Annotated in this window: 22 protein-coding genes; 11 read left to right on the forward strand and 11 right to left on the reverse strand. The window is 28.4% G+C overall.

Annotated features, from left to right (window positions below; genetic code table 11):
• Positions 1 to 66 precede the first annotated feature (66 nt).
• The 4 genes from LPB136_RS03675 to LPB136_RS03690 all read right to left on the reverse strand — a co-directional run bounded on the left by LPB136_RS03675 (position 67) and on the right by LPB136_RS03690 (position 1,963).
• A complete protein-coding gene (locus LPB136_RS03675; RefSeq protein ID WP_072554840.1) occupies positions 67 to 513 on the reverse strand; it encodes a cold-shock protein in 447 nt (148 codons plus the stop codon).
• Positions 514 to 783: 270 nt separating this feature from the next.
• Positions 784 to 1,320, reverse strand: coding sequence for a LysM peptidoglycan-binding domain-containing protein (locus LPB136_RS03680; protein WP_072554841.1), 537 nt, complete (start codon positions 1,318 to 1,320; stop codon positions 784 to 786).
• Between the two features lie 41 nt (positions 1,321 to 1,361).
• Positions 1,362 to 1,562, reverse strand: coding sequence for a helix-turn-helix transcriptional regulator (locus LPB136_RS03685; protein ID WP_072554842.1), 201 nt, complete (start codon positions 1,560 to 1,562; stop codon positions 1,362 to 1,364).
• 5 nt (positions 1,563 to 1,567) lie between these two features.
• The gene (locus LPB136_RS03690) at positions 1,568 to 1,963 is read right to left on the reverse strand and encodes a hypothetical protein (protein WP_158009593.1); all 396 of its coding nucleotides are present in this window, start codon (positions 1,961 to 1,963) and stop codon (positions 1,568 to 1,570) included.
• A gap of 163 nt (positions 1,964 to 2,126) precedes the next feature.
• Between LPB136_RS03690 and LPB136_RS03695 the strand changes: the two genes are divergently transcribed.
• Positions 2,127 to 2,543 carry a hypothetical protein gene (locus tag LPB136_RS03695; RefSeq protein ID WP_072554844.1) on the forward strand — a complete coding sequence of 139 codons (417 nt, stop codon included), beginning with the start codon at positions 2,127 to 2,129 and terminating at the stop codon, positions 2,541 to 2,543.
• Positions 2,544 to 2,586: 43 nt separating this feature from the next.
• Here LPB136_RS03695 and LPB136_RS03700 read toward each other — a convergent pair whose 3' ends face one another.
• Genes LPB136_RS03700 through LPB136_RS03720 form a run of 5 tightly spaced genes read right to left on the reverse strand, consistent with a single transcriptional unit; the run spans position 2,587 to position 5,897 of the window.
• Positions 2,587 to 3,051, reverse strand: a complete 465-nt coding sequence (locus tag LPB136_RS03700; protein ID WP_072554845.1) for a MaoC family dehydratase — start codon at positions 3,049 to 3,051, stop codon at positions 2,587 to 2,589.
• A gap of 8 nt (positions 3,052 to 3,059) precedes the next feature.
• Complete coding sequence (locus LPB136_RS03705) at positions 3,060 to 3,680, reverse strand: trimeric intracellular cation channel family protein (RefSeq protein ID WP_072554846.1); 621 nt, start codon at positions 3,678 to 3,680, stop codon at positions 3,060 to 3,062.
• Positions 3,680 to 4,798 carry a DEAD/DEAH box helicase gene (locus LPB136_RS03710; protein WP_072554847.1) on the reverse strand — a complete coding sequence of 373 codons (1,119 nt, stop codon included), beginning with the start codon at positions 4,796 to 4,798 and terminating at the stop codon, positions 3,680 to 3,682. The genes LPB136_RS03705 and LPB136_RS03710 overlap by 1 nt, the downstream gene beginning before the upstream one ends.
• A gap of 32 nt (positions 4,799 to 4,830) precedes the next feature.
• Positions 4,831 to 5,223, reverse strand: coding sequence for an acyl-CoA thioesterase (locus tag LPB136_RS03715; protein ID WP_072554848.1), 393 nt, complete (start codon positions 5,221 to 5,223; stop codon positions 4,831 to 4,833).
• The gene (locus LPB136_RS03720) at positions 5,223 to 5,897 is read right to left on the reverse strand and encodes a DUF2461 domain-containing protein (protein ID WP_072554849.1); all 675 of its coding nucleotides are present in this window, start codon (positions 5,895 to 5,897) and stop codon (positions 5,223 to 5,225) included. The genes LPB136_RS03715 and LPB136_RS03720 overlap by 1 nt, the downstream gene beginning before the upstream one ends.
• A 146-nt stretch (positions 5,898 to 6,043) precedes the next feature.
• On the opposite strand from LPB136_RS03720, the gene LPB136_RS03725 reads away from it, so the two are divergent.
• Positions 6,044 to 6,835 carry a hypothetical protein gene (locus tag LPB136_RS03725; RefSeq protein WP_072554850.1) on the forward strand — a complete coding sequence of 264 codons (792 nt, stop codon included), beginning with the start codon at positions 6,044 to 6,046 and terminating at the stop codon, positions 6,833 to 6,835.
• A gap of 85 nt (positions 6,836 to 6,920) precedes the next feature.
• Here the strand turns inward: LPB136_RS03725 and ychF are convergent, their stop codons facing one another.
• Positions 6,921 to 8,012, reverse strand: a complete 1,092-nt coding sequence (ychF, locus tag LPB136_RS03730) for a redox-regulated ATPase YchF (RefSeq protein ID WP_072556896.1) — start codon at positions 8,010 to 8,012, stop codon at positions 6,921 to 6,923.
• A 156-nt stretch (positions 8,013 to 8,168) separates the two neighbouring features.
• On the reverse strand, positions 8,169 to 8,519 hold the full coding sequence (locus LPB136_RS03735; protein WP_072554851.1) for a 4Fe-4S binding protein: 351 nt from the start codon (positions 8,517 to 8,519) through the stop codon (positions 8,169 to 8,171).
• A gap of 68 nt (positions 8,520 to 8,587) precedes the next feature.
• On the opposite strand from LPB136_RS03735, the gene LPB136_RS03740 reads away from it, so the two are divergent.
• The 9 genes from LPB136_RS03740 (at position 8,588) to LPB136_RS03780 (ending at position 19,516) form a co-directional block, all read left to right on the forward strand.
• Complete coding sequence (locus LPB136_RS03740; RefSeq protein ID WP_072554852.1) at positions 8,588 to 9,649, forward strand: acyl-CoA reductase; 1,062 nt, start codon at positions 8,588 to 8,590, stop codon at positions 9,647 to 9,649.
• 11 nt (positions 9,650 to 9,660) lie between these two features.
• Complete coding sequence (gene serC / locus LPB136_RS03745) at positions 9,661 to 10,725, forward strand: 3-phosphoserine/phosphohydroxythreonine transaminase (RefSeq protein WP_072554853.1); 1,065 nt, start codon at positions 9,661 to 9,663, stop codon at positions 10,723 to 10,725.
• Positions 10,726 to 10,734: 9 nt separating this feature from the next.
• Positions 10,735 to 11,154 (forward strand): hypothetical protein, encoded by a 420-nt coding sequence (locus LPB136_RS03750; RefSeq protein ID WP_072554854.1) that lies wholly within the window; start codon positions 10,735 to 10,737, stop codon positions 11,152 to 11,154.
• Complete coding sequence (locus LPB136_RS03755) at positions 11,154 to 12,104, forward strand: NAD(P)-dependent oxidoreductase (RefSeq protein WP_072554855.1); 951 nt, start codon at positions 11,154 to 11,156, stop codon at positions 12,102 to 12,104. Before LPB136_RS03750 ends, LPB136_RS03755 begins: the two co-directional genes overlap by 1 nt.
• 47 nt (positions 12,105 to 12,151) lie before the next feature.
• The gene (locus tag LPB136_RS03760; protein WP_072554856.1) at positions 12,152 to 13,390 is read left to right on the forward strand and encodes a DUF1015 domain-containing protein; all 1,239 of its coding nucleotides are present in this window, start codon (positions 12,152 to 12,154) and stop codon (positions 13,388 to 13,390) included.
• A 1-nt stretch (position 13,391) separates the two neighbouring features.
• Complete coding sequence (locus LPB136_RS03765; RefSeq protein WP_072556897.1) at positions 13,392 to 14,060, forward strand: YggS family pyridoxal phosphate-dependent enzyme; 669 nt, start codon at positions 13,392 to 13,394, stop codon at positions 14,058 to 14,060.
• 24 nt (positions 14,061 to 14,084) lie between these two features.
• Positions 14,085 to 15,167, forward strand: a complete 1,083-nt coding sequence (locus LPB136_RS03770) for an exonuclease domain-containing protein (protein WP_072554857.1) — start codon at positions 14,085 to 14,087, stop codon at positions 15,165 to 15,167.
• An 88-nt stretch (positions 15,168 to 15,255) separates the two neighbouring features.
• Positions 15,256 to 16,695 carry a C1 family peptidase gene (locus tag LPB136_RS03775; RefSeq protein WP_072554858.1) on the forward strand — a complete coding sequence of 480 codons (1,440 nt, stop codon included), beginning with the start codon at positions 15,256 to 15,258 and terminating at the stop codon, positions 16,693 to 16,695.
• A 10-nt stretch (positions 16,696 to 16,705) separates the two neighbouring features.
• A complete protein-coding gene (locus tag LPB136_RS03780; protein WP_072554859.1) occupies positions 16,706 to 19,516 on the forward strand; it encodes a caspase family protein in 2,811 nt (936 codons plus the stop codon).
• The last annotated feature ends 81 nt before the right edge of the window (positions 19,517 to 19,597 follow it).

The following is a 19,597-nucleotide window of genomic DNA, read 5'->3' on the forward strand; positions in this document are numbered from 1 at the left end:
ATTACACAATAAAAAACCCATCTTTTTAGATGGGTTTTGTTATAATTTTTAAAATGATAGTAACTGTTATATTTTTTGAACTTTAACAGCATTCATACCTTTTAATCCTTTTTCTAGTTCAAAAGATACTTTGTCATTTTCAGCTATTTCATCAATTAAGCCACTAACATGCGTAAAATATTTTTCTTGATTTTCAGAATCTATAATAAAACCAAATCCTTTTGAAGTATCAAAAAACGATACTTTACCATTTCTAACAGGATCTTCTGGTTCCATATCTTCTTTTTTAGGAATACCAATAACAATACTTTCGGCATCTACCTGTACTTTCATCGTAGGATCTGGTGGTGTATCTGTAAAATTACCATTATGATCTACGTATACAAACTGTATTCCTTGTCCAGGAATTTTAGCTTCTTTTTTAGCTTCTTTTTTCTTCCTTTTATCTTCACGTTTTTTTAAACGCTTTTTTTCTTTTTCATTTTTATTAAAAGTCTGCTGTGATTTTGCCATTCGTTGGTTTTATAATATAATTATTTTTGATAACTTGCTTAGGAAGATAATTGAATTAAACTATTAATTACGAAAAAGATAAATGAAAATTTATCTGAAATTTTTCCAAAACAACTAGAATTGTAAAGTCAATTCTTTTAAGTACTGCAAATATACTGCTAATATCTTAATTTTTAAAAAGAAATTGCATCCTACTTTTTTATCAAAAGTAATTTTAACTTTTTAAATTTTAAAAAAAGGTTTTAATATTAGTATTCTATTTTTCCTACATTATTTAACCTTTAACTCTTGCCCTATCGCAATAATATTATTTGTTAAATTATTTAAAGATTTTAACTGAGAAACACTAATGTTATAGTTTTTTGCAATTCTATATAACGTTTCTCCACTTACAACTGTATGGTAATCTGTAGTAGTTGTATCTGTATATTTCTCATTAATAGGTTCTATCGTTTTTTCATCATAACCTACAACAATTTCTTGTCCAATTTTAATTTTATCAAAATTCTCTACGCTATTTAATCTATACATTTCGGCTAAACTTAAATTGTATTTTCGAGCAATAACACTTAATGTTTCTCCTTTTTTTACAATATGAATTTGTGTAGGATCATATTCAGCAACTTTAACTTTCTTTAAAGCGGGTTTACTTGGGAAATTTGTAATAATATCTCCTGTAATTAAATTCATATAAGCAGGTTTACCTTCTAAAATAACTTCATCCCAACCTTGAGGAAGTTTTTTTTCTTGGGAATAAGAATTACAAACCAATGCAAACAAACAGATAAATAATAACTTTAATTTCATAATAATTTTATTCTATAATATCTTCAAAAATACTATTTTTATTAATCTTCATCAGTCAATTCAAAAAAAACATTTACTGGTTGATTAAACATTTTTGATAGTTTTAATGCTAATACTGTTGAAGGAACATATCTGTTTTTTTCAATGGAATTAATGGTTTGTCTAGAAACTCCAATAGCTATTGCTAATTCTTCTTGCGTTATATCTAAAATTGCACGCTGTACTTTAATTGTATTTTTCATAACAATTATTTATTAAAACGTTTTAATTGAGAGAAAAACATTAATTGAATAACTAACATAAAAAACAATACCTGAAAATAACTAAAACTCTCTAGAGATTCATTTTGATTAAGAAATATGCCAACAATGTAATTTATAAAAGGTTGAGTTAAAGAATAAACAACTACCATTAAAAAAGCCAATCTATATGATTGTGAACGTAAGCTATCTATAAATTCATCTTCTATTTTCTCTTTTGAAATTGAAACGATTAATAATCCAACTAATACAATGTTTAATAATGCAGAATGTACCCAAATTGGAGCATCTACCGATTTACGTACAAAAATTAAGATAAATGCAATAATAGCTACTATGTATCCAATTTTTTTGAATTTATTAGATAGTTGAAATCTATTCATCTTTTTTAAATAGTTTTGCTCTCTTTCACAAAATGACTGTTTTGACATGTTCTTTATTTTACAATTAGACAAATATATTTTATATAATGACAAATATACTTTACATTTTTAATTATTACAACTTTTTTTTATACATTTAAACTATAACTAACAAACCCTTATTATGACATATTCAAGAAAACCAACGGCTCTATTTTGGGTAATTGGTATTATTGCCCTTTTATGGAACGGACTCGGCGTTATGGCTTATCTAACTAAAGCTTTTGTTACAGATGAAATGATTGCAACTTTACCTGCAGAACAACAAGCAGAATTTTTAATAGAACAACCCACTTGGGTAACCGCTGCATTTGCAATTGCTGTTTTTGTAGGAGTATTAGCTTCAATTTTATTATTAATGAAAAAGAAATTAGCCTATCCTTTATTTGTAGTTTCAGCATTTGCTGCAATTGCACAACATGCTTACTTATTTACTAATGTGGAAATAACGAGTATTGTAATGCCAGCTATGGTAATTGTAGTATGTGTATTTTTAGTTTGGTATTCTAAGAAAAGTATTAGAGATAGAGTTTTATCTTAAAAAGATAATTGCATAAAAAAACCACTCAAATTGAGTGGTTTTTTTATTCGAACAATGCAGCTAAAAACTCTGCAACACATGCAGGTTTTTCTTGCCCTTTAATTTCAATAGTACAAGAAAAAGTAACTTTTACACCATTGTTTGGTAATTCTTCAATTAATTTTACTGAGCTCAACATTCTTAGTTCACTATTTACAGGAACAGGATTTGGAAAACGGACTTTATTCAACCCGTAATTTAAGCCCATTTTTACACTTTTTACTGCAAAAGCTTCTTCTAACATTCTAGAAATCATAGCAACAGACATAAAACCATGTGCAACAGTACTTTTAAAAGGAGACTCCTTCTCTGCCCTTTTTTCATCTATATGAATCCATTGTTTGTCTAAAGTTGCATTGGCAAAATCGTTAATCATCTGTTGTGTAACAGTATACCAACTTCCGTTTGGTAGTGTTTTACCTTCTATTTGTGTAAATTCCTCTAAAGTGTTAAAAATAAGTTTCTCCATAATGTATTTTATTTTCCGAAGATATCATTTTTAATTTTAGGTAATTCGAAATGATATTTAACAGATATAAATCTGATTAAAAATATAACAGTTGCAGATACTATAAATTGAAGATTTTCTTGCAAGCCCAAATAACCTAGTAATAAATAAACAACGCCGCCAGCTAAACAAGCTGACGCATAAATTTCCTTCTTAAAGATTAACGGAACTTCTCTTGTTAAAACATCTCTAAGTACACCACCAAAAACAGCTGAAACCATTCCCATAATTAAGGCAACAAATGGATGTAGATTGAAATTTAACCCTTTTTGTAAACCTAATAAAGTAAATACTGAAATTCCAATGGTATCAAACAAAAACATCGTTTTACTTAACGGAGCAACTTTACTTTTAAAGAAAAACATTACAAAGACTGCAGCTAAAATTGTCCAAATGTAATTTAAATCGGCAATCCAATTAATTGGATGTGCGTTTATAAGTACATCACGTAACATTCCACCGCCAACAGCTGTTACAAAAGCTATAATAATGACACCAAAAGCATCAAAATTCTCTTTTTTGGCAACCAAAGCACCACTTAATGCAAAGGCAAAAGTACCTGCAATATCCAGTGTATAAATTATGTTCATTACAATTTAACTTCTGTGAATTTTATATTTAATTCTTTCTGAATTTCATGAAGTCTTTCTGTTTCATAAGGTAAAACAAAGGCTAAAGAAACTCCGGTTTTACCAGCTCTTGCTGTTCTTCCACTTCTGTGCGTGTAGTATTCTAACTGTTCTGGTAATTGATGATGAATTACAAAATTTAAGTCTTTAACATCAATACCACGCGCAGAAACATCGGTAGAAATTAAGTATTGTAAGCTTTCATTCTTAAAAGCACGCATAACTTTATCGCGTTCTTTTTGTTGCATATCTCCTTCTAAAGCGCCAACTGAGAAACCTTCTTCTTGTAATTGATGTGAAAGGTTTTGTGCACCTGCTTTTGTTCTACAGAAAATAATACCACGTTCATTACTACGGTTTTCTAAGAAACCAATAATTGCACCTGTTTTTTCTTTAATAGTAGTTTTTGCAAATTGATGACGAATATTAGCATTTACACGAGAGTTTTTATCAATTTCAACTCTTGGAGCATTAATATTCATGTAGGTTTTAATAATCTTCTTAATTTCATCTGGCATTGTTGCAGAAAACAACCATGTGTTTTTTTCTGATGAAATATAACGCAAAATTCTATTAATATCTTGTTTAAAACCCATGTTAAGCATTTCATCTGCTTCATCTAACACAATAGTTTTAACGTTTTTAAGATTGATTTCTCCACGCTCAATTAAATCTATTAATCTACCAGGAGTTGCAACTACAATATGTGTAGTTCTTTTTAAATTACCAATCTGACGATCAATTTTTTCTCCACCATAAACAGCTTCAAGAAAAATTTTATCAGTATTATATTTAGTAAACTTAAAAAGTTGCTTTTTTATTTGTTGAACTAATTCTCGTGTAGGCGATAAAATAAGTCCTTGTATAACATCTTTTTTAGGATCTACGTGATGTAAAAGCGGTAAACCAAATGCAGCAGTTTTTCCTGTACCTGTTTGGGCTAAACCAATAAAATCGGTTTTAGCATTTAACAATACCGGAATTGTTTGCTCTTGAATCTCCGTAGGTTTTTTAATACCTATTTCTTGTAATGATTTTATATAGTTTTTACTTATTCCTAAAGTAGAAAATGATGCCATAATAAATTTCTTTTAAAAGTGCAAAGATACCTTTATTTAGTAGGTTTTAGAAGATTTAATATACTTTCTGTTATTCTTGCTGGCTTGCCAGTTTTTAAGTCTATAAGGCAAAAAGTAGTTTGAGATTTTACTAATAAAGTATGCTCTCTTAAAATTTCGAAATGCCTAATAGATTTAACTCCAGAAACTTCTCCAACCCATGTTTTTACTGTAATTAAATCATCTAATACAGCTTGATTTTTATAATCAATTTCATGTCTAATAACTACCCAAGCATTATTTTTTTGTGGATTATCTTTTGTTAGTATACTCCAGTGTTCGTGTGCTATATCCTGCATCCATTCTAAATAAACTACATTATTTACATGGTTTAATCCGTCTATTTCTGATGCTTGAACTTTACGTGTTGTTTTATGTGAATTCATTAATCTATTAAGCTTTCTCCGTTTAAATTTGTAGTTAAAATATCGCTGAACAAGTTAAAAAATGGACGTAAAGCTTTATAGCTTTTGTCTAATTCATTTATAAAATTAGGATCTAAAACTTCTTTGTCTGTAAAATTTCTAACAGCTATGAAGCCTTTTTTACGAAGTAAATCTACATCTGGATGTGTTTTATCAAAACCTCTTGGAGCTGTTTTTAATTCATCTCCTTCAAATTTACCGCCAAAGTACTTTACATAATTTTTATCATCTAATATTTCTCTAATTTCTGAAGCGTCTTGTTCTATTTCCTTTCTAATTCTAAGAATATCGTCTTTTTCAGGTTGCCAAAATCCGCCAGCAAGGAAGCTTTCTCCTGGACGAATTCGTAAATAATAACCGCCTCGTAAATGTTTACCTAATCTTGAGAATGAACCTGCAAAATGTGGTTGATATGGAGTTTTATCTTTTGAAAAACGAACGTCTCTATAAATTCTGAATAGCTTAAACTTGTCTATTTCATCATGTTTTTCGAGACTTTCTCTAATGGAAGCGTACAGTTCTTTGGCATTGTCTTGTGCTATCTTAAAGGTAGGTTTTGTATCTGCAAACCAATCGCGATTGTTGTTTTTCTTTAAATCTTTTAAATATTGAAGGCTGCTTTTTTCGAATTGCATGTTGTCTTTTTATTTTAAAATTTAAAGGTACAAAAAAGCAAAAAGAGACTTGTACTTTTTATGGTTTTATAAAATTATGATATAACTTTGTAAGGAAATATATTTTTATACGAATAACTAGATTAACTGATTTTTAAACAAATTTTATGAAGAAACTAATTATAACTTTAGTTGCTGGAACATTTTTACTTTTAAGCTGTAAAAAACAACCCCAAACAGATAACACTAATGATAAAATAGAAAAAAAAGCTACAACCTTTTCTGAAAAAGTAGAAGTAGCACATAATAAAGACGCTTTTTTAGCCAAGGAAGCTATAAAATTTGATGTTGTAATTGAATTTGGAGGAAATGAAATTTTAGACGCTACTATTTCTGTAGCTACGACTTCTGAATATGCAATTATTGAGAAAAAAGACGGTAGTAAAATCTATATTAATAAGGATAAAGTTTTTGTGTCTCCTGAATTAAAAGATGATCCTTCAGTAAGATTTCATGCATATACTTGGAGTTATTTTTTCCTTTTTCCATATAAATTAAACGACCAAGGTACTCTTTGGAACGATACTTATAAAACTAATGAGGCTGTTGCTAATTTTGATATTGCAAAATTAACATTTAAAGCTAATGTTGGAGATTCATCTGATGATTGGTATATTGTTTACAAAAACAAAGAAACTGATGTATTAGATAATGTGGCCTATATTGTTACTTCTGGAAAAACAAACGAAGAGGCAGAAAAAGACCCACATGCAATTAAATATGAAGATTATAAACTGATTAATAATATTCCTATTTCTAATAATTGGTCTTTCTGGGGATGGAATTCTACAGATGGTTTAACAAATAAAATTGGTTCTGCAAAAATTACCAATATTCAATTTATTGATGGTTTTAAAGAAACAGTAAATGCTATTCCAGAAGATTTTATTTCAAAATAAGCAAACTTAAAAAACAATAAAAAATCCCAATGGAAATCTTTTCATTGGGATTTTTTTTTATTCAATTTTATGTAGAATTTAATGTTTAGACGTTGAATCTAAAGTGCATTACATCACCATCTTTTACGATATAATCCTTACCTTCCACTCTCATTTTACCTGCTTCTTTTACTTTAGATTCACTACCGTAAGTCTCGTAATCTGAATAACTTATAGTTTCAGCTCTAATAAAACCTTTTTCGAAATCGGTATGAATAACTCCTGCTGCTTGAGGTGCAGTTGAACCAATTGGAATTGTCCAAGCTCTTACTTCTTTTACACCTGCAGTAAAGTAGGTTTGTAGATTTAATAATTTATATGCAGATTGAATTAAACGTGAAACTCCTGGTTCTTCTAAACCAATATCTGCCAAGAACATTTGGCGTTCTTCATAGTCTTCCAATTCTGTAATATCAGCTTCTGTACCAACAGCTAAAACTATAACTTCTGCATTTTCATCTTTTACAGCTTCTTTTACTTTTTCTACATATTCATTTCCAGAAACAGCAGAACCTTCATCTACATTACAAACATATAAAACTGGTTTTAAAGTAATAAACTGTAATGGTTGTACAAATTCCATTTCTTTTTCTGTAAAATCTAAAGCTCTTACAGAAACTCCTTTTAATAATGTTTCTTCAATTTTTAATAAAACAACTAATTCTGCCTGCGCTTCTTTATTACCGGTTTTTGCAGTTCTTTTTACACGCTCTAAACGTTTTTCTACTGCTTCTAAATCTTTTAATTGTAATTCAATATCAATAGTTTCCTTATCTCTCACTGGATCTATTGAACTGTCTACGTGTATAATATTATCGTTATCAAAACAACGTACAACATGTAAAAGTGCATCTGTTTCTCTAATGTTTGCTAAGAACTGGTTACCTAAACCTTCTCCTTTACTTGCTCCTTTTACAAGACCAGCAATATCAACAATCTCAACTGTTGCAGGTAAAACACGTTCTGGATTTACTAATTCTTCTAACTTTTTTAAACGAGCATCTGGCACGTTTACAACACCTAAATTAGGCTCTATTGTACAAAAAGGAAAGTTTGCACTTTGCGCTTTTGCATTAGATAAACAGTTAAATAAGGTTGATTTTCCTACGTTTGGTAATCCTACAATTCCAGCTTTCATTTTTTCTTTAGATTTTAAATAAAATACACAAGAATCTAGATTAGATTTTTGTGAGTGCAAATATACTTGTTTTCTTCTCAATTTTAGGCATAAAAAAACCTCGAAATAGTTCGAGGTTTTTATTTTTCTTATGTATTTAAAGTCTTATACCTTAAATTAATCATTATGCATAAACTTTTGTTTAGCTAACAATTCTTCGTCAGTTTCTACATTATCATCATCAGGAACACAACAATCTACCGGGCAAACTGCCGCACATTGTGGTTCTTCATGGAAACCTTTACATTCTGTACATTTGTCTGCTACAATAAAATATATTTCGTCAGAAACAGGTTCTTGGTCTTCATCTGCATTAGCTTTGGTACCATTTGGTAACACAACATTCCCTTTTAAATCGGTTCCGTCTGCGTATTTCCAATCGTCTGCACCTTCATAAATTGCTGTATTTGGACATTCTGGTTCACATGCACCACAATTTATACACTCATCCGTTATTATAATTGCCATAATCTTTATCTAGTTTTGTACCTTTGCGATTGCAAAAATAACGCCAAAATAATTCAGAAACAAAATAAATGGGTGGAATCCAAAATAGAATTGATGCATTCGTAAAATTAGGGCACTTTTTAAGTCAGTTTTCTAATAATTCAATTGAAAAAAAGAATAGTATTGAACATAATGAACTGTTTTTTGATGGTTTTAAGCATCAAATTAAAGTTGCACAAGAAAATAACTCTTGGTTTACCAAGGAAAACATATTATTTTCTTGTGAAAGTTGGGCGCAAGCTTTATCCGAAGAAAATATTAAAAAGTGGATTTCCGAAGAAAAAATTGGTGAAAATCATTCTAAATTAGTTGCCATAATTATGGCAGGAAATATTCCGTTAGTTGGCTTTCATGACTTTTTATCGGTATTAATTTCTGGGCATTCAGTTTTGGTAAAGCAATCTTCAAACGATAAACATTTATTACCTTTTTTAGCGAAGTATTTAGAATATGTACATGAAGATTTTAAAGGAAATATTACATTTACTGAAGGAAAATTAGAGGGTTTTGATGCTGTTATTGCAACTGGAAGTAATAATACTGCGCGTTATTTTGAGTATTATTTTAAGGATAAACCGAGTATCATTAGAAAAAACAGAAATTCAGTAGCAGTTTTAACAGGAAATGAAACTGATGCACAAATGCAAGAATTATCGAATGATGTTTTTTGTTATTTTGGATTAGGTTGTCGTTCTGTTTCTAAATTATATGTTCCTAAAGATTATAATTTTGATGCTTTTTTTAACGGAATGTATCAGCAAAAAGAAATAATTAATAACGCTAAATACGCCAATAATTACGATTATAACAAAGCGGTATATTTAATGAGCGAGTTTGATATTTTAGAAAATGGATTTTTAATGATTAAAGAAGATGCAAGCTACGCCTCTCCTATCGCATCTATTTTTTATGAATATTATGACAATACAGATAATTTAAAAATAAAACTTTGGGAAGATAAAAAATACGTACAATGTGTTGTTGCTAACGGTTTTATAGCAAATGAAATTGCTTTTGGGCAAACTCAAAATCCGCAATTATGGGATTATGCTGATGGAGTTAATACTTTAGAATTTTTATCAACTATTTAAGAAAACATAAAATGAAAAAACATAATTTTAGTGCAGGACCTTGTATTTTACCACAAGAAGTATTGCAAAAAGCATCTGAAGCTGTTTTAAATTTCAATAATGAAAACCTTTCTTTAATAGAAATGTCTCACAGAAGTACAGCTTTTGTAGAAGTTATTGAAAAAGCAAGATCATTGGCTTTAGAACTTCTAGGATTAGAAAATAAAGGATACAAAGCCTTGTTTTTACAAGGTGGCGCAAGTATGCAGTTTTTAATGGTTACTTATAATTTATTGAATAAAAAAGCTGCTTATTTAAATACAGGAACTTGGTCAGACAAAGCAATTAAAGAAGCAAAAATGTTTGGTGAAGTTGTAGAAGTTGCAACATCTAAAGACAAAAAATTCTCTTACATTCCTAAAGGGTTTACAATTCCAACCGATGCAGATTACTTCCACACAACTAGTAACAATACTATTTACGGAACACAAATAAAAGACTTTCCTGATTTTAAAGGAATTAACGTTTGTGATATGAGTTCAGATATTTTTTCTCGTCAATTAGACTTTTCAAAATTCGATTTAATTTATGCAGGAGCTCAAAAAAATATGGGTCCAGCAGGAACAACATTGGTTATTATTAAAGAAGAAATTTTAGGTAAAGTAGAAAGAGAAATTCCTTCAATGTTAAATTACCAAGTCCATTTAGATAAAGACAGTATGTTTAATACACCTTCTGTTTTTGCAGTATATACTTCTATGTTGAATTTAGAATGGTTGAAAGATTTAGGTGGAATTCCGTTTATAGAAAAAGTAAATAATAAGAAAGCAGCTTTATTATATTCAGAAATTGATAGAAATCCGCTTTTTAAAGGATTTGCCAACAAAGAAGATAGAAGTAATATGAATGTTACTTTTAATTTAGTTGATGATTCATTAAAAGAAACTTTTGATACAATGTGGCAAGATGCCGGTATAAACGGTTTAAACGGACACAGAAGTGTTGGTGGTTATAGAGCAAGTATGTACAACGCATTACCATTATACAGTGTGCAAGTTTTGGTTGATGTAATGCAAGAATTAGAAAGAAAAAAATAATTTATTCAAATGTATAATTACAGTAAAATTGAAACTTTCTGGAATAATCTAAATTCTTTTGATATTGATTATTTTAAGAAAAAAAATGATGAACTATATCCATTTTTATTAAATTTTCTATTAGAAGATTTATTTAAAAGGGATGAAATTCAGATTGGAATTCAAACTTATTATAAAGTTAAATATTCATGTGTAACATATGATCAATATGAACATGAAAAAGAATTAACTATTAAGTTTTTATCCCAAAATGAAATTACTCTTTTTATATCATTAATGGATGATGATGGAAAATTACATTCATATAATTATTTATTAGGAAAAGAACAAATAAAATCAATACCTAAAGGACTTTTAAACATTTTAGAAGATTGTTTAAAGAATCTAACAACCCAAACAATATCAATTAATAAATTGACTATATCATAATGAAAATATTAGCAAATGATGGAATTTCGCAAAGCGGAATAGACATTTTAGAGAAAAATGGTTTTGAAGTATTAAATACAAAAGTGGCTCAAAATCAATTAGAAAACTTTATAAACGAGGAAAATATTGATGCAATTTTAGTTGGTAACAATACCCAAGTTCGTCAAGAATTAATGGAAGCTTGTCCAAGTATTAAACTAATTGGTATTTCAGGTGTTGAAATTGATAATGTTGATGTTGATTATGCTGAAGACAATGGTTTGCTAGTTATAAATACGCCAGCAGCTCCTTCTAGTTCTGTAGCAGAATTAGTTTTTGCTCATTTATTTGGAATGGTTCGTTTTTTACATTCATCTAATAGAGAAATGCCTTTAGAAGGAGACTCTCGTTTTAATGATTTGAAAAAAGCATACTCTTACGGAACAGAATTAAGAGGGAAAACAATTGGTATTATTGGTTTTGGTAAAATTGGACAAGAAGTTGCCAAAATTGCCATCGGTTTAGGAATGAAAGTTTTAGCTACAGATAAACAAGTTCCCAGCGCTGCAATAACATTAGAGTTTTTCAACGGACAAAAAACTACTTTTACTATTGATACAACTGACAAGGATGAATTGTTAAAGGAAGCAGATTTTATTACACTTCACGTTTCTGCTCAAGAAGATTATATTATTGCCAAAGATGAGTTTGAAAAAATGAAAGATGGTGTTGGTATTGTAAATACTGCAAGAGGTGGTATTTTACATGAAGTAGATCTAGTAAACGCAATAGATAGCGGTAAAGTTCAATTTGCTGGTTTAGATGTTTTTGAAACAGAACCAACGCCTGCAGTACAATTATTAATGAACTCAGAAATTTCTTTAACTCCGCATATTGGAGGAGCTACAGTTGAAGCACAAGATAGAGTTGGAACAGAATTGGCAAATCAAATAATAACTTTGTTACAGTAATTTTTTTTGACTAATCACTTAAAACTAAAGACTAATCACTTGTAAAAATGGCAATTGTAAAACCTTTTAAAGCTGTGAGAGCTACGCGAGATAAAGTAGCAATGGTTTCGTCTAAATCGTATGAAATTTATACACCAGAAATGTTAAATTCAAAATTAGCATTTAATCCTTATACATTTTTACATGTAATAAATCCAGGTTATAAATATCATAAACAAGATGTTAGCGGAGAATTGCGCTTTAAATTAGTACACAATCGTTATTTAGAATTTAAAGAAGATGAAATTTTTACGCAAGACAAAAATCCTGGTTTTTATATTTATAAAAAAACTACAGCATCAAAATCTTTCTGCGGAATAATTTCGGCAACTTCGGTTGAAGATTATCATAACAACGTAATAAAAAAACATGAAGGAACTCTAAAAGAAAGAGAGTTACTTTTTGAAAATTATTTAAAGAATACAGGTTTTAATGCAGAACCTGTGCTCCTAACCTATCCTGATAATTCTGTAATTGAATCCATTATTAAAAAATATAAGCAAGAAAGGTCAGAATATGAGTTTTCTACAACGGATAAAGAATCTCATAAACTTTGGGTAGTAGATGATCCAAATGATATTGAACAAATAATTAAAGCTTTCAAAGAGATTGATACCTTGTATATTGCAGACGGCCATCATAGATCTACATCTTCTTGTTTATTGGCTCAAAATTTAGCTAAGGACAACCCTAATCATACTGGAAAAGAAGATTATAACTTTTTTATGAGTTATTTATTGCCAGAAAGTCAATTACAAATTTATGAATTCAATAGATTTATAAAAGACTTAAATGGTTTAACTCCACATGAGTTTTTAATTGAATTAGATACTTTTTTTAGAATTGAAAACAAAGGTCAAGAGTTATACAAACCTAAAGAAAAACATCATTTTAGTATGTATTTAAATGGGGAGTTTTATGCATTATATTTAAGGAAATCGGCATATAATTTTACAGATTCTTTAAGTAAGTTGGATGCACAAATATTGTTTTCAACAGTTTTAAAACCAATTTTAGGGATTGATGATATTAGAAATGCTTCTAAAATTATGTATTCTCAAGATAAATCTGACAGTTTAGAGCTAAAAACTAAAGTTGATACGGGTAATTTTAAGGTTTCCTTCGGAATGTTGCCAACAAACATTATTGAGTTAAAAGAAATTGTGGATGCAGATTTATTGATGCCTCCAAAAACAACTTATATAGAACCAAAATTAAGAAGTGCTTTAACTATTTATGAATTCTGATATGATAACTGGAATAAAAGAAAATCTACTTAAAATTAAGCAATCACTTTCAGAAAGTGTAACACTAGTTGCGGTTTCTAAGACAAAACCAATTACTGATATACAGGAAGCTTACGATGCTGGCCAACGTATATTTGGAGAGAATAAAATTCAGGAAATGGTTACAAAATTTGATGCTTTACCAAAAGATATTGAATGGCACATGATTGGGCATCTACAACGTAATAAGGTGAAGTATATGGCACATTTTGTCGATTTAATTCATGGTGTCGATAGCTTTAAAACCTTGAAAGAGATTGATAAACAAGCTAAAAAACACAATCGTGTAATTAACTGTTTATTACAAGCACGTATTGCTAAAGAAGACACAAAATTTGGATTACCATTTTCTGAAATTGAACAGATTTTAACTTCGGAAGAATTTTCAGCATTAAAAAATATAAATGTTGTAGGATTGATGGGAATGGCAACATTTACGGATAATCAACAACAACTTCAAGATGAATTTTTATCATTAAAAACCTTTTTTGAAGAACTTAACACTCAACACTTAGAACTTAAAACTTTAAGCATGGGAATGAGTGGCGATTATAAATTGGCCATAGAAAACGGAAGTACAATGGTAAGAATTGGAAGTTCAATATTTGGTTCACGTAATTATATTACGTAATTTTAACTCATAAAAAGAAAAAGATTGTACGCAATAGTAGACATTGAAACCACTGGAGGTAAATTTAACGAAGAAGGAATTACAGAAATAGCAATTCACAAATTTGACGGACATACTGTTGTAGATCAGTTTATTACATTAGTAAATCCTGAAAGAGAAATTCAGGAATTTGTAGTAAAATTAACGGGTATTAACAGCAAAATGTTGGTTAATGCACCTAAATTTCATGAAATTGCAAAACGTATTATAGAGATAACAAAAGATTGTTTTATTGTAGCTCATAATGCTAAGTTTGATTACAGAATTCTAAAAACTGAGTACAAAAGATTAGGATATAATTACCTTAGAGATACTATTTGTACTGTTACTTTGAGTAAAAAGTTAATTCCAGAAGCACCTTCGCATAGTTTAGGTAAACTTTGTAAAACTTTAGGAATACCAATGACAGATAGACATAGAGCAAACGGAGATGCTTTAGCTACAGTTCAGTTATTTAAATTGTTACTTGAAAAAGATACTGATAAAAATATTTTACAACAAAATGTAACCTATTTTGATAACAGAACAATTACTGAAAAACTGAATAGTCTAATTGATAAAGCGCCAGAAGTTTCAGGTGTTTTCTATTTACATAATGGAGATGGTAAAATCTTATTTATGGGTAGAGGAAAGAATATTAAAAAAGAAATAAATAAAATTTTTATAAAAACTAGTAGCCGAGCACAGAAAATTCAAGAAAAAGTTACTAAATTTACATACGAAGCAACTGGAAACGAGTTACTTACTAGATTAAAGTATTATACTGAATTAGATGTTTTAAATCCGAAGTATAACATCAGGAAACCTAAAAAAAATATTCCTAATATTAATTTCCAGCATGGAAATATGGTTTTAATTGATCAAGGAAGAACTATTGAAGAAAACTCTGTAATACTTATAGAAAACGATCAAGTTACTGGTTATGGCTTTACTAATTTAGCTTTACAAGAAAACAAATTAGATATATTAAAAAATATAATTACCCCTATTGAAAATAAATTAATGGCTAAAAATATTATTAAAAATTATTTAAATAGAAACAAAGTTCATGAAATTATAAGGTTTTAATCTTAAAACCAGAAAATACGTCATTTGACGTATTTTAACTCCTTTTATAATATTAGATTTTTGTTTTTTAACCTAAAACAACTCTGCAATGTTAAAACGCAATCTATTATTAACGTTATTTATCGTATTATCTTGCTATGCTTCATTTTCTCAAGAAGCTAATCAAGGAACTGGTTTACAGTTTGATCAAGAAAGGTATGAATCTATTGAAATGTCTGTTCCATTGGTTTCTAGAAGCTTCGAAAGACTTCCTTCCAAATTTAGTATAAAAGGCTACGCTCCTACTCCAGGAAATCAAGGCGCGCAAGGTTCTTGTGTTGGTTGGTCTAGCGCTTATGGAGCAAGAACAATTGCTAATGCGGTAAAAAACGGATGGGAAAACAATCTTACCAAAATTAATCAAAATACATTTTCGCCATCTTTTGTATATAATCAGATTAGAGTTAATAATCTCTGTCAAGGCGCATTTATAGAAGATGCTATGAAAATATTGAATTTAAAAGGAGCTTCTAAATTAACCGAGTTTCCTTATGATTCAAGAAACTGTACAAAGCCACCAACAAATTCAACATTAAATTCTGCTAAAAATCATAAAATACTAACTTTTGAACGTTTAGCACGTTGGAATAATCCTTACAATCTTGTAAAAAAAGTAAAAAAAGCTATTGCAAATAAAAATCCAGTAGTAATTGGTTTATTTAAATTTAACAGTTTAAAAACAGATTATAATAATGTTTGGGTTTCTAATTATGGAAAAAAAGGACACGCTATGGTTGTTGTTGGTTATGATGATAATAAAATGGGAGGCGCTTTTGAAATTATGAATTCTTGGGGAACTCGTTTTGGTCAAAATGGTTTTTTCTGGATTAAATATTCAGATTTCCAAAGACAAGTAAAAACTGCTTATGTTTTAATTGATAAAAATAAAGACACCAATAATAACAATAACTTCAATGTTAGTAATACTTTAGGAGGTGAATTAAGATTAGAATTGAGTAATGGACAGAACATGCCAATTAGTTTATCTAAAGATGCAAATAGAGGTTTTAATATTGTAAAATCTAGCAAAACAACCTATAAAGTCAATAAATCTTATTCTTCAGGAACTCAATTTAGAATTTATCTAAAATCTAAACAAAGAGGTTATGTATATTTAATAGGTTATAGTGGCGCAGATAAAGCAGCAGAAAAATTATATCCGTTTGATAAATTTAGTGCATATTTTAATTACTCAAATAGTGAAATAGCATTGCCAAATGAAGATTATTTTATAGAGTTTGATAATAAGCCTGGACAAGACATACTTTGTGTCTTATTCAGTAAAGAAAAAATGAATATTAGTAACTTACTTAGTAATGCAAAATATAACTCTGGAGATTTTGTGACTAAAATTAAAACAGCTTTACAAAGCCATACTTTTAATGGCGCTAATGTTAATTTTAATAATACTAAAATAGCTTTTAGCGCAAAATCTAACAAAAGTACCGATAAAATTGTACCAATATTTATTGCTATGAACCATAAATAACTAACTGAATATGAAATCCTTAAAAAACAGCATATTATTAGCACTATTCTTTTATACTACTTTTTCTTTTAGTCAAGATTATTATCTAAATGATGATTTTAACAACAATTCTAAAAAATGGTACGTTGGTAACAATACTAGTTACGATTTAAAAGTATTTAATGGTAGATACTATTATGAATATAAAAACACAGAAAAAAACCTTTTAATTTTTTCTCCAAAATTTAAGATAACTACTTCAGAAAATTTTGAAATGGAAAGTTCTATTCAAAAAATTTCTGGTGTTCAAGATTATGGTTATGGTATGTTTATTCAAGAAGAGAATAAAGACCGTCTAGAAATAACAATTACCAGTAATGGATATTATCAAATAAATCAAAAGAAAAACGGAACACTAACAACAATTCATAAATGGACAAAATCTGTTGACATAAAAAAAGGAAATTACGCAGTAAATACGCTTAAAATTAAAAAAGATGGCACGACTATTTCATTTTATGTAAATAATAAATTTCAAATTTCTAAAACTATTGCAGGAGTTTCTGCTAATTCTGCTGGTTATGTAATTAATAGGAACCAAAAAATATCAATAGACTATATAAGAATTAAAAAAGCTAGCACTAATTCTAATAACAATATAAACACAACAAATACATCTTTAAATGAGACTTTTAGTAGTAATTCTAACAAATGGTCTATCAATAATAATGAGTTTGTAACCTATGATATTAAATATGGAAAATATTATTTAGATCATAAAAAAGAAAAAGGTGGTTATTCATCAACCATAAATAATGTAATTGATGAAACTAAAGATTTTGAGTTTGAAACAAAAATTGATAAAATAAGTGGTGTTACTAATTATTCTTACGGAATAATGTGGGGTAAAAAAAGTGATAGTAGTTTCAGATTTTATATTACCTCTAATGGTTATTACAAGTTTGTAAGAAACGTAAAGGGTAAAGAAGAAAAAATTATAAACTGGAAACTAACTTCTTTTATCAATAAAAATAACGGAGCATCTAATATTATAAAAATTAAAAAACAAAACAATAGATACCTGTTTTATATAAATGGAAATTATATAAATGAATCTGATTTTGAACCTTTTTATGGGAATCATATAGGTTTTATTTTATTCAATCAGCAAAAAATTGCTGTAGATTATTTAAAAGTAAAACAATCTCAAAACTCTAATAATAACAATAATACAATAGTAGCTAAGCAAATGTCTGTACCTGTTTCAGACAATTTTTCTAATAACAATAATGGTTGGATTTTAAATAATACAGATAATTATTCCGCAAAAATAAATAACGGACAATTTGTATTAGACAGAAAAGTAAAAGGTGGTATTTTCTTTAAAAATGAAATTAATTTAAACACTCAAAAAGACTTTATATTAGAGACTTCTTTTACAAAACAAACAGGCGCATCTAACTTAACTTATGGTGTAACATTTGGTAGAAAAAACTCTGCTAATGAGTATAGTTTCTTTTTATCAAATACTGGGCAATATCTTTATAGAAAGTATGAAAACAACACGTATTCTGCCATGATTCCTTGGACACAAGCAGATGCTATTAAAACAAACTTATATCAAGAGAATGTCCTGAAAATTGTGAAGAGTAATCAATTAGTACGTTTTTATATAAACAATGTTTATGTAAATGAATTTCCTTTTGAAGGTTTTTTCGGAAACAAAATAGGTTTTACAGTTTATGATAAACAAAAAGTAGCTGTAAATTATCTTAGAGTAAAATACCAAACAACAAGCCATAATAACCCTCCAGTTATTGTTATTTCTGAACCAAATGTTGAAGAAAAAAGAGGTTTTAAAATTGTACAAGCTAAGAGAATAACTGTAAGAGGAACTGCATCAGATTCAGATGGGATTTATGAAATATTAATAAATGGCATTGAAGCAAACGTTGCTGAAAATGGAAATTTTGTTGCTAATGTTCCTTTAAAATATGGTAAAAATGAGTTAATTGTTTCAGCTACAGATTTAAAACAAGCTACTTCAACCAAAAAATTCACCATAAAAAGAAAATCTAACGCTAATTTTGATACTAATTCAGAAGTTATTACAAACAATGGTAATCAGAATATTAATTTAGGCTTTGGTAAATATTACGCCTTAATTATTGGTGTTAGTGATTATCAAGACGAATCTATAGATGATTTACAAGGTAAGCCTTTAAGAGATGCAGAAAAATTGAGACAAGTTTTAACACAACAATATAATTTTAATTCTCAAAATGTAATTGTTTTAAAGAATCCAAAGGATAACGAAATAAACAGAGAACTTTTTAAGCTTAGAAAGAAAATAACATCTAAAGATAATTTATTATTATTTTATGCTGGTCATGGAGTTTTTCAAGATGAAATTGGTAGTTGGCTACCTTCCAATGCAATAATGGAATATGAAGAAAATTTGTTTAGTAATTCCAGTTTAGTAGATCATTTTAAGGCCATAAAATCTAAACATACATTATTAATTTCTGACGCATGTTTTAGCGGAAGTATATTTAAAACAAGAGCTGTAACTAAGGCTCCAAAATCTATTCAAAGAAAATTTGAATTACCAAGTAAAAAGGCAATTACAAGCGGAACTTTAAAAACAGTACCAAATGAAAGCGTTTTCTTTAAATACTTAATTAAAAGGTTAGAAAATAACCCAAATAAATATTTATCTGCAAGAAAATTATTTGACATGATAGAAGATCCGGTAATTAATAACAGTGAAAATAAGCCACAATATGGAACTATACACGGAATTGGTGACGAAGGAGGAGATTTTATTTTCATTAAAAAATAATATTCTGGTATTAAAAGTTACACTGTTATATCGTTTCATTTTATAAAATAATTTGTAGTATTGTATCAAAATCAACAATAA

This window comes from Tenacibaculum todarodis, assembly GCF_001889045.1.
GTDB classification, from domain to species: domain Bacteria; phylum Bacteroidota; class Bacteroidia; order Flavobacteriales; family Flavobacteriaceae; genus Polaribacter; species Polaribacter todarodis.